The sequence below is a fragment of the Mitsuokella sp. AF21-1AC genome (assembly GCF_003458855.1).
GTDB lineage: Bacteria > Bacillota > Negativicutes > Selenomonadales > Selenomonadaceae > Mitsuokella.
In genome coordinates this window covers 62,702-73,523 of the sequence record NZ_QRVW01000013.1, presented here as the reverse complement: position 1 = coordinate 73,523, position 10,822 = coordinate 62,702, and the positions used below count along the sequence as shown (strand labels likewise).

The following is a 10,822-nucleotide window of genomic DNA, read 5'->3' as shown; positions in this document are numbered from 1 at the left end:
CCGGCTGCCGTCAGCGCCTCCAGCACGGCATTCTTCAGCATCGGCGCTGAGAGGCGTGAATCATGACCCACAGCCACGCGCAGGTCCTTGATCTTCTTGCCCGTCTTCGTGCTGAGGAAATCCAGGAAACCGGACGTAATGCGGTTTGCTGCTTCTGCATTGAGCGTCACGGGTTCATCGACCACGCCCTCGATGGAAACACCGCGCACATCGCTGCCATTGGCCAGCTTCAACAGATTTTTTTCGGATATAGCCATTGATATGCCCCCTTAAAAGACAAAATTTGCAGGTTATTTCTATATCTTGTATTCCATATCCAGGCGCCATTTTCCTGCCTGCTGACAGAAAAGCCCTGCTTTTGTCCACAGACGGTACGGTCAGCTGCCAGTAAAAAAAGCTGCCGCATGGTGAGATGAATCTCATGCAGCAGCTTTTGAGGTGCCTTAACCCTGCTTCTTGCCCGCGCCGAGCACCACCTTGCTGAAGATGCCCAGGAACACGATAAAGGCCAGGAAGCCAAGCCATTCTGCCGTATTGGCAAAGCCCTTGCCGACGATGGCCAGCGGCGCTTCCGAGCCGCCGTTCGAGACGGAAACGACGATGACGCCGGCGAGCAGGACGCCGATGATCGACTCACCGACAATCAGACCCGACGCAAAAAGCGTACCGCGGCGCGCACCTTCCTTGGCCTGTTCTTCCCCGCACTTCGCCTTCATGTGCTTGCGCAGGAAGTAGCCGAGCACGGCACCGACGACGAGCGGCGTCTGCACGGATGGCGGCAGGTAAATGCCCATGCCGACGGCAAGCGGCGGCAGGCAGAGACTGCGCGTATTGCGCTTGAGCAGCTGATCGACGATGACGAGCACGACGCCGAGGCCCAGGCCGATGTAGACATACTCCCAGGCCAGCGTGCTCGAGAAGATGCCCTGCGCGATGGTCGTCATGAGAGCAGCCTGCGGCGCAGCGAGTGCCTGCGAGGGATCCATGTCCGGACGCGGCAGCGCACCGGGGAAGCCGTATGCTTCATACAAGAGATTCAGCACCGGCGCGATGACGAAGGCACCGACCACGCAGCCCAGGAGCAGCGCGACCTGCTGACGCCACGGCGTAGCACCGACGAGATAACCTGTCTTGAGATCCTGCATGTTATCGTTCGAGATGCAGGCAATCGCCATGATGATGGATGTCGTGAAGATGGCCGTAGCCGTCGCAAACTTCTCACCGCCCGGCAGTGCAAAGATGCCAAACGACGAGCAGAGGCCGTACATGACGAGCGATGCCACGATGATGGCCAGGATGCCGATGCCCGAGATCGGGCTCGAGCTCGTGCCGACGAGGCCGGCCATGTAGGCACAGGCAGCCGCCACGAAGAAGCCCATGAGCACGGCAACGCCGACGCCGATGATGACGAACGTCAGGTTCTCCGTCATCGGCAGTCCCTCGGGGCTGACAAAGGCGTAGAAGATGCCCAGGAGCCCGATGACCGTCACGAAAAAGACGAGTGCAATGCTCTTGACGCTCATGTCGATATCCATGCGATGCTTACCCTTGTCCGCATCCGGCATGCGCATGGCAGCCAGGGATTCCTTGACGCCATCGATGACCGGACGTGCCAGCGTGATGAGCGTCCAGATGGCCGCCACGCCCATGGCACCGGCGCCAATGAGGCGCACGCGGTCCTGATAGAGCTTGCCGGCGAACTTCTGCATGGTCATGCCGTCCGGCAGTGCCGAAGTGATCGTATAGTACGGAACAAAGCCGACCCAGGCAATCAGGATGCCGACGAGCATCGAAAGACCGGCCGCAATGCCGATGAGATAACCAGCACCGACGAGGGCCGTCGAATAACCGAGCGGCAGCTGCGTCATGCCGCGGCCAACGGGGATCCAGAGGGAAAGTTCCGAGCCGAGGACCTGCAGGGCATTCGTGCAGAACGCGATGATACCGGCCAGAATGCCGCCCGACGTGATTTCCTTGACGCCCGAGCTGGCACCTTCCTGTTCGTTTGCTCCGCTTCCCACCTTGAGGATTTCAGCGGCAGCGACGCCTTCCGGATACGCGAGGTCGCTGTGGACGACCATCGCACGGCGCAGCGGGATGGTGAACAGGACACCGAGGCAGCCGCCGCAGGCGGAAACCAGGAGTGTCTGCCAGAATTCAAACCCCTGCCAGTAGCCGATCATCAGCATACCCGGGATGATGAAAATGATGGCCGACAGCGTACCGGCTGCCGAAGCCTGAGTCTGTACCATGTTGTTCTCGAGGATGTTGGAATCCTTGGCCATTTTGAGCACGGCCATCGAGATGACAGCGGCCGGGATGGCCGACGAGAACGTCAGACCTACCTTGAGTCCGAGGTAAACATTCGAGGCCGTAAAGATGACAGTCAATACCGCACCGAGCAGCATACCGCGGACGGTGAGCTCAGGCAGGCGCAGTTCGTGCTGCATGAACTCATTGTCTTCATGTTTCATGATGATTGCTCCTCACTATTATTGGAAGATTCCATGTTTGTACATCACAGACGCACAAAACACAAATAACATTATACCATATTTGTTTTCATTGTAAACCTTTAATTGTTTTCTTAAATTTCTATGAGGATTTCTCGCATCAGCAGATGGACAGAAAAAAGCCCTGCTTCCATCAGAAAAGCAGGGTTGAAGCAATCGTGTAAAGACAGGTAACGTAAAGCAGCACGTAAATGACGCGCTTGATCTGTGCCTTGGGAACGTACGGATAGGCGAGATGCCCGATGACGATGCCCAGTGCCAAGGCCGGCAGCAGATAGATAAACTCGCCCCAGGCCGGGCCGAACGGCAGCCCGCCAAGCGCATAACTCGTCAGCGACGTGGCATTGCAGAGGAAGAAGAAGACGAAACAGGTCGCCCGCATGACATCGATGGACATCCTGCTGTAAGCCAGGTAAATGAGGAACGGCGGGCCTCCCATGCCGGCCGTAATGGACGTGAATCCCGAAAAAATACCGGTTATCCAGGAATTGCGCGGACACTCCCGGATGCGGTAATGCAGCGCCTGGATCGTGCCAAGAGAAAGCAGCACGATGACGCTGATAAAGACTTTGAGCGCGGCACTTGAGGCATGGTCGAAGACGAAGAAGCCGATCGGCTGGCCGCAGAGTACGCCGAGATACAAATAGAAGACGAGTTTCAGATTGGCCGTCCTGAGTGCAAAGATGCCCTGCGTCAGATTGGCACAGCAGGCCAGCATGAGCATGACCGGCACCGTCAGTTTCGGATCGTAAAAGAGCATCAGGAGCGGAGCCGCTACGATGACGAGCCCGAAGCCCGTGATGGACTGCAGGATTGCCGACAGGAAAATGGCCAGTGCCGGGTAAATATGACCTTCCAGGCCCCAAAGATATGCAGTCATCATACAACCATCCCCTTTCGCCATGCGCGCGCCACCTGCCAGATACTTTCATCGTATCATGAGCGGGCAAGGCGAAAAAGGCAGCAAAAACAGGGATATATGGTAAAGTTCCCATAATATCCCTGTTTTGATGCGCAATTTGCAAAATTGCCGTATCAGGCGGCTTTATTCGCCAAAGAACTCATTCTCAGCCGCAATGCAGAGCATGTGGTAAACGGGCAGATGGTATTCCTGGATGCGGAATGTCTCATCGTCCGGCACGCGGATCGTCACATCGGCCAGGCCGCGCGACTGGATCTTGCCGCCCGACTTGCCCGTCAGCGCAATAGTCTTGACCCCTTTGACCTTGGCCATCTGCAGCGCATAGATGACATTCGTCGAATTGCCCGAGGTCGAGATGGCAAGCAAAACATCGCCCTCGTTGCCCATGCCCAAGAGCTGCTGCGCGAAGGAGAGGTCCGGCGCCTGGTCATTGGCAAAGGCCGTATTGAGCGCGACCTGATTGACGAGTGACAAAGCCGGCAGTGCGCCCTGCAGATTCTTGAGGAAGTAATCGGCTTCGTCAGGACAGACCTGCTGCATCTTCTGCGCGATCTCTGGACCGAGCTTGCGCGACAGCAGGAAGCCCTTCATGAGCTCACCGACGATGTGCTCTGAATCCGAGGCACTGCCGCCGTTGCCGCAGACGATGAGCTTATGGCCGCCATGGTAGCCGTCACAGATCAGCCGAACAGCTGCGAGCAGGTCCTCCCTGCAGACGGAAAGGGCCGGATAACGCGCGATGAGCTCGTCAACCGCAGCAAGAGTCGTTTCTTTTATCATCGAAAACACTTCTTTCTTGATGGATGGATACATGGTGAATCAAATCGGTTATCAACGGTTGCGGTAACGGTCAGCCGTTGACTTGGCATCATAGCCGTTCGCTTCAGACGTCGGCGGCTTGATGTCCTGGATTGGCGCACGGCTATGCGTCTCCTCCGGCTTATCCGCCCGCATCTCAAGCGGCTGGCGATAGGCATTGCCGGCTGCATTGCTGCGGTCATTTTTCGTGCCGCGGAACTTGTTCCAGAGCCAGCGCACGACCATGATGGCCATGACGATGAGAATGCCGTTCATGATGAGGCCGAGGATGTCCGCAAACATGCCGCCGCCCATGCCGAAGAGGTTCGAGAGCATTGAGCCCAACAGCATGCCGCCGGCGAAGATGCCGATGCCGCGCATGATGCTGCCGAGACGGCTGGAGCTCTGCGCCTGATTCTTCGTGCCGGCCGCCGCATTCGACTTGCTGTTCGCCGCCGGAGCCTCCTTATTCAGGCTCTTGGCATCCTTGGAAGGGGCATAGGACGAGCCGTTGCCCGAGACGGATTTGCTCGCATTGTTGTTCGTGCCGGCCGCCGGAGCCTTCGGCGCTGCCGGGGCCGACTTCGGGATGCTCATCTTGGCACCGCCCTTGGCTGCATAAGCCGTTGACTGCACGGCCTGCGGCAGCGTCGAAAGGGAGGGAGCCGCCGTCAGGACCATGGCCCCCACCATTACTGCGGATAAGGTCTGCTTGAGATTCATAAAATTTTCCTCATTTCTATCTTCTATCTGACAAAAGCACTAAAAATCATTCGTTTTATCCGGATCTCCGAAACGCATCATTCCTCGTGATACGATTTAATATCCTCGGGGAAGGCATAGATTTCGCCGACGGTGTCAAGTTCACCGGAGAGATAGCGGTCGATATCATCGACGTCGATGTAAAGCTTGCAGTCGATGTCGAGGTAGCCCTGCTCCTTGCCACCGGAGAGGTCACGGATTGCCATGAGCTTCTCCCGGAGCTTCAGGAGTTCGCTGCGGGTCGCATGGATATCAAGCTTGATCTGCGGCACACCGTATTCCTTCAATACCTCATCCATGGTCATACGCTGGGACATAATGTTCATCCTTCCTTTGACTTTTTGATTTATAGGCTTATTTTAAGCAATCACACTGAAGATTCTCTGAAAAACCGTCAATCCTTGCGGCGCTCCTTGTCCTGCAACCGGTCGAGGATGCGCTGCAGCTGACGTTTCTGACGCAGGTGCGTCTCATATTCCAGATCATTGGAATCCACGCGCATGCGTTCCCGCAGCAAATCGATGCTGCGCTGCAGCCGGACAATCGCTTCATTTTCTGCCATAAAATCCCGCCTTTCCGATTCATTCCATGGTATCATTGTACCATAGATAATGCGATATGTACCACAATGAGGTGATTTTCATGACTACAACGAGGGAAAATGCGAACAAGCACGCGGCATTCGACCCCGCCGCCTTCTTCGCGGATCAGCAGAAGCTCGACACGGACCGCCTGCAGGTGATGAAAGAGCAGAGCCGCAAGCTCGTGCTGCTGCGCACCGTGAGCTTTCTCGCTATGATTTTCGCGTTTGCCGCCGGCTACGACGGACAATCGCTGTTTACCCTGCTAGGCCTCCTGCTGCTCGCGGCCTTCGTGCTGCTCGTGCGTCGTCATCAGAAGCTGGAGCGCGAGCAGCTGCTCTGCCTGAGCCATCAGGCACGCGTCAAAGCCAATCTGGATCGTCTCACAAACAAATGGATGGATTTTGAAGACGACGGCCGGGAATTCCTGCGCGAAGACCTGCCGCAGGGTGCAGACCTGCCAATTTTCGGCCATGCCTCGCTCTATCAGTACCTTTGCTGCGCGCGAACAAAAGCTGGCCGCACCAGGCTGGCCGCGCTGCTCTCCCCGTACCCGGGAACTATCAAGGAGATGACGGCGCGCCAGCAGGCTGTGCGCGAGATTGCCGCTCATCCCGCCGCAGCACTCGATTTGCTGGCCCTCAACGGGCTGCTGCCCTTCTCCTACGATGTCGCGGCCTTCTGCGCCGCCATGGAGCGCCGCAAGACACAGGCGCATCCCATGCTCAAAGCCCTCTCGTACCTGCTGCCCGTTCTCTCCTTCGGCACCCTTTTCGCCGCTCTCCTGGGGAAAGTCACCTATACCATGCCGGGCCTGCTATTCCTCGTGCAGTTCCTGCTGGCCCTCCTGACCATCCGCCGCCACAGCACGCTGCTCGAGCCGCTCTGCCGCCTGCCGCAGGGCCTTGCCATCTACCAGGCCATCTTCGCGCGCTTCTCGGAGCTCGACGTCACGAGCGGCAGGCTGCGTGAGCTCCAGTCTGTCCTGAAGAAAGGCGGCGGCGCCGCAGGAGGGCTCGCCGCACTCGCAGCCGTTGCCGACAAGGCCGCCATGCGCCGCAATGCCTTCGTGCTGCTCATCGCCAACACATTGTTCCTCTGGGATTTCCACTGCACGACGGCCTTCCTGAAGTGGCAGCGCCGTTACGGCGCCTCGCTGCGCGGCTGGCTCAGGTCATGGTCGGAGCTTGAAGCACTGCTGTCGCTGGCCGTGCCGGCCTGGACGCGCAAACACTGCTGCTGGCCCGCCTTCCTCAGCGGCGCCCCAAGTCTGATGGCCGCAGGAGCCTATCCTCTCCTCATTCGCGAAGAAAAAGCCGTGCCCAACGACGCGGCGTTCGCTGCCGGGACCGCTATCCTCACGGGATCCAACATGAGCGGCAAAACCACGTACATGCGCACGCTGGCCGCTGCCGCCATCCTCGCCTACGCCGGTGCGCCCGTCTGCGCCGCCTCCTTCTCGCTGACGCCGATGGCTGTCTACACCTCCATCCATGTCAGCGACGACCCCGCAAAAGGCATCTCGACCTTCTATGCCGAAGTGCTGCGCATCAAGCAGATGGTCGAAGCCTGCCGCAGGGAGCAGCCGCTCTTCCTCTGCATCGATGAGATATTCAAGGGCACGAATTCGGCCGACCGCATCACGGGGGCCGAAGAAACACTGCGTCACCTGACGCAGCCCTGGTGCATCACGCTCGTGACCACACATGATTTCGAGCTCTGCGACCTGCAGTCGCCCAATCACCTGCCCATCCACAATTACCATTTCGAGGAGCATTACGAAAACGGGCAGATCCGCTTCGATTTCAAGCTGCACGAGGGACGCTGCCGCACGACGAATGCCCGTTACCTGCTTCAGATGGCCGGTATACTTCCCGCAGAAGACATGAAACGTCATTCTTGAATTCTTGTTGTCAGTGCAAAATCGACCTGTTACAATAGATACAACACATCATCTCAATCAGGGACAGCAGGAGGATACGCGGGATGTACCATTATGAGTTTACCTTTGCTTCATTCATCGTTTTAGTCCTGCTGTGTGTGCTCTGCCTCGGCAGGAACTATCTGCCCATCCGGCGCAACTTCTTTTTCCGCTGCCTGCTGGCCTCAGAATTCGTGACCCTGATTTTCGATGTCCTGTCCTCAGAAATGGACACCTGCTATACGGCCTTCACACCGGAAATCCTCTATCTCAACAACATGCTGTTCTTCCTGGGCTTCGTCTGGCGTTCCTACTTCGACTTCTCGTACATCGAAGCACTCGTTTACGAGCGCTGCTCCTATCGCGGGCTGCCGCGTTGGCTGACCAGGCTGCCCGTGCTCGTGCTGACCTTCGCCATCCTGAGCTCCATCTTTACGGGCGCCATCTTTTCCATCGATGCCGGAGGCTATCACAGCGGCCCCGTCTACGGGCTGATTTACTGGAATGCCTATCTCTACCTGCTGTTCATGTTCCTGCTGTCCGCCATCGGGCTCCAGCGCGATTCCTGGACAAAGATCGAAAAAATCTCCCTGATTGGCGCCTGCCTCATTCTGCTGGTCGGCTATCTCGTGCGCATGCAGGTGCAGCATTACCTGGTCATGAATTCCTTCTATATGCTCGTCATCCTCATCCAGTACTTCGCCTTCCAGAATCCGGATTTTTCGCTGGACCGCCGGACAGGCGCGCTCAATCAGGACGCCGCAGCCTCTTACATCAAGGAGCTCAACACCCACGGTGATTTCTCCGTCTTTGCCCTCGTGCTCAACGATTACGCCGAAAGTCGCACGCTCTACGGCGAAAGCCAGATGACGGCAGGCATCCAGGCCATTGCGGGCTACCTCAAGCTCTTCCATCCGGACTGCCAGATTGCCTACGCCAGCGCCGGACGCTTCCTGATGCTCAGGCAGGAACCCATGAACTTCCCGCGCATCCAGGAAGAGCTGGAAAAGCGCATGCTGTCGCCATGGCACGGACCGCATCTTCATCTCTACCTGACGAGCAGCTATGCCACCTTCCGCGGCACACTGCCCCCAGATACCAGTGCGCATCACTTCCTCGACTACATTGCCGCCGCACTCCAGCAGGCCGAAAATCATCATGAGGTCATCGCCATGAACGCGAAATCGAGATCACAGAATCCACACTGGTCTACGAGCTGCGGTTACGCCAGAACATGGAAAAACTCCTGGCAGAAGGCGCCATCCTCTCACTCGACGATTTTGGTACCGGATATTCCAACCTCATGCGCATCAACAAATTCCCCTTCGGCGACGTCAAGCTCGACATGAGTTTCGTGCGCACGTACTTCAACGAGGCCAATCCCCTGCTGCCGGCCATGGTCAAAAGCTTCCAGGCCAGCGGCATAAAGACCACAGCTGAAGGTATTGAAACGAAGGATATGGTCGAGGCACTGACAGGCCTCGGCTGCGATATCCTGCAGGGCTATTATTTCTCAAGGCCACTTCCCGAACAGGACTTCCTCGCCTATATGCAGAACCAGCCTCAGTCATTCCGGTAAAAAAGACGGTCCGCCGGCTCCTTTGAGTCAGCGGACCGTCTTTTTGCAAGGGCTCATGCGTTCACAGCCCTTTTCGGAAGAGGTAGAATGTGTGGATGTATGTGGATATATGTAGAGGTGTATGCGGAAGATCAGTGAGCCTGATGGAATGCTGCCTTGCCCGGGTATACGGAACTCTTGCCGAGTGCTTCTTCAATGCGCAGCAGCTGATTGTACTTGGCGACGCGTTCCGAACGCGACGGTGCGCCCGTCTTGATCTGGCTCGTGTTGAGGGCGACCGCGAGGTCGGCAATCGTCGTATCTTCCGTCTCACCGGAACGGTGGGAGACAATGGCCGTGTAACCGGCCTCATGCGCCATCTTGATGGCCTCGAGCGTCTCGGAGAGCGTGCCAATCTGGTTGAGCTTGATGAGGATGGAATTGCCGCAGCCGAGCTCAATGCCCTTCTTGAGGCGCTTCGTATTCGTGACGAAGAGATCATCACCGACGAGCTGGACCTTGTCGCCGAGGACCTTCGTCATCTTCTGCCAGCCTTCCCAGTCTTCCTCATCGAGGCCATCCTCGATGGAGTAAATCGGATACTTCTCGACGAGGGACTGCCAATGTGCGATGAGCTCATCCGACGTGAATTCCTTGCCGGACTTCGGCTGCTTGTAGAAGCCCTTGCCCTTTTCGCTCTTCCATTCAGAGGAGGCGGCATCCATGGCCAGGACGAAATCGCGGCCCGGCTCATAGCCGGCGTTGCGGATAGCCTGAAGGATGTGTTCAATCGTGTCCTCATCGCTCTTGAGGTTCGGCGCAAAACCGCCCTCATCGCCGACAGCCGTCGTCTGACCTTCCTTCTTGAGCAGTGCCTGCAGAGCGTGGAATACCTCCGTAGCCCAGCGCAGCCCTTCGCGGAAGGACGGTGCTCCGGCCGGCATGATCATGAATTCCTGCGTATCGACGGAATTCGTCGCATGCGCGCCGCCGTTCAGGATGTTCATCATCGGCACCGGCAGGCGGTTGCCGTTGAGGCCGCCCAGGAAACGGTACAGCGGGATATCCTGCGCGATGGCCGCAGCCTTGGCGGCAGCCAGCGACACGGCCAGGATGGCATTGGCGCCGAGATTGGATTTGTCTTCCGTGCCATCGAGTGCGAGCATGATGCCGTCCACGGCATAGATATCCGACGCATCCGCACCGACGAGAGCCGGCGCGATCTTTTCATTGATGTTCGCGACCGCCTTCGAAACGCCCTTGCCGCCGTACTTCGCCTTGTCGCCATCGCGCAGTTCCAGCGCCTCAAACTCGCCCGTCGAAGCACCGGACGGAGCAGCCGCACGGCCAACCGAACCGTCCGCGAGCGTCACCTCGGCTTCTACCGTCGGATTGCCGCGGGAATCAATGATCTCCCGGCCAATGACCTGCATGATCTGCAAATATTCTTTCATGGGGAACGCCTCCTTGATATTCATTTTCATTTACATCTTCAGCATATCATAGTTAAGAGTTATTTTCAATAAAAACTTTTCTCAAATGCTGGAATCCTTGTTTCAACCTTCGCCTCTATCGTAACGTGATTTTCCCCTGCAGGCTGTATCATTTGTTACAGAGCACAAGAAAGGATACGGAAGTAGTACGATTTGTGCGCATTTCTTTACACATTTCTCTTCGGTTGGATAATATTTTTACTTATTATATATTTTTTCCAAGAAAGTCGAGACAAATGTCCTTTTCTATGCTATCATATACTCTATCGAAAAC

General features: G+C 57.0%; 10 protein-coding genes and 1 pseudogene. 3 read left to right on the top strand and 8 right to left on the bottom strand.

Annotated elements, in window-relative coordinates; translation table 11 throughout:
- The 7 genes and pseudogenes from DWX75_RS06500 to DWX75_RS06470 all read right to left on the bottom strand — a co-directional run.
- Positions 1–257 (bottom strand): annotated as a pseudogene (locus DWX75_RS06500) (phosphomannomutase/phosphoglucomutase); the annotation flags it as partial.
- Between the two features lie 186 nt (positions 258–443).
- A complete protein-coding gene (locus DWX75_RS06495) occupies positions 444–2,474 on the bottom strand; it encodes an OPT family oligopeptide transporter (protein ID WP_118015520.1) in 2,031 nt (676 codons plus the stop codon).
- Between the two features lie 172 nt (positions 2,475–2,646).
- Positions 2,647–3,396: a sulfite exporter TauE/SafE family protein gene (locus DWX75_RS06490; protein WP_118015519.1), complete on the bottom strand. Its 750-nt coding sequence runs from the start codon at positions 3,394–3,396 to the stop codon at positions 2,647–2,649.
- 162 nt (positions 3,397–3,558) lie between these two features.
- Entirely contained in the window at positions 3,559–4,215 is a 657-nt protein-coding gene (locus tag DWX75_RS06485; protein ID WP_118015518.1) for an SIS domain-containing protein, read from the bottom strand.
- A gap of 51 nt (positions 4,216–4,266) precedes the next feature.
- Positions 4,267–4,956: a hypothetical protein gene (locus DWX75_RS06480; protein ID WP_118015517.1), complete on the bottom strand. Its 690-nt coding sequence runs from the start codon at positions 4,954–4,956 to the stop codon at positions 4,267–4,269.
- Between the two features lie 77 nt (positions 4,957–5,033).
- Positions 5,034–5,312 carry a hypothetical protein gene (locus tag DWX75_RS06475; protein ID WP_118015516.1) on the bottom strand — a complete coding sequence of 93 codons (279 nt, stop codon included), beginning with the start codon at positions 5,310–5,312 and terminating at the stop codon, positions 5,034–5,036.
- Positions 5,313–5,389: 77 nt separating this feature from the next.
- A complete protein-coding gene (locus DWX75_RS06470) occupies positions 5,390–5,557 on the bottom strand; it encodes an aminoglycoside phosphotransferase (protein WP_118015515.1) in 168 nt (55 codons plus the stop codon).
- Between the two features lie 80 nt (positions 5,558–5,637).
- Here DWX75_RS06470 and DWX75_RS06465 point away from each other — a divergent pair, with 80 nt between their 5' ends.
- The 3 genes from DWX75_RS06465 to DWX75_RS06460 all read left to right on the top strand — a co-directional run bounded on the left by DWX75_RS06465 (position 5,638) and on the right by DWX75_RS06460 (position 9,076).
- A complete protein-coding gene (locus DWX75_RS06465; RefSeq protein WP_233519503.1) occupies positions 5,638–7,479 on the top strand; it encodes a DNA mismatch repair protein MutS in 1,842 nt (613 codons plus the stop codon).
- An 83-nt stretch (positions 7,480–7,562) separates the two neighbouring features.
- Positions 7,563–8,846 (top strand): hypothetical protein, encoded by a 1,284-nt coding sequence (locus DWX75_RS12195; protein WP_233519502.1) that lies wholly within the window; start codon positions 7,563–7,565, stop codon positions 8,844–8,846.
- Complete coding sequence (locus DWX75_RS06460; protein WP_233519501.1) at positions 8,732–9,076, top strand: EAL domain-containing protein; 345 nt, start codon at positions 8,732–8,734, stop codon at positions 9,074–9,076. Before DWX75_RS12195 ends, DWX75_RS06460 begins: the two co-directional genes overlap by 115 nt.
- Positions 9,077–9,207: 131 nt before the next feature.
- Here the strand turns inward: DWX75_RS06460 and eno are convergent, their stop codons facing one another.
- A complete protein-coding gene (gene eno / locus DWX75_RS06455; RefSeq protein WP_118015513.1) occupies positions 9,208–10,509 on the bottom strand; it encodes a phosphopyruvate hydratase in 1,302 nt (433 codons plus the stop codon).
- Positions 10,510–10,822 lie beyond the last annotated feature (313 nt).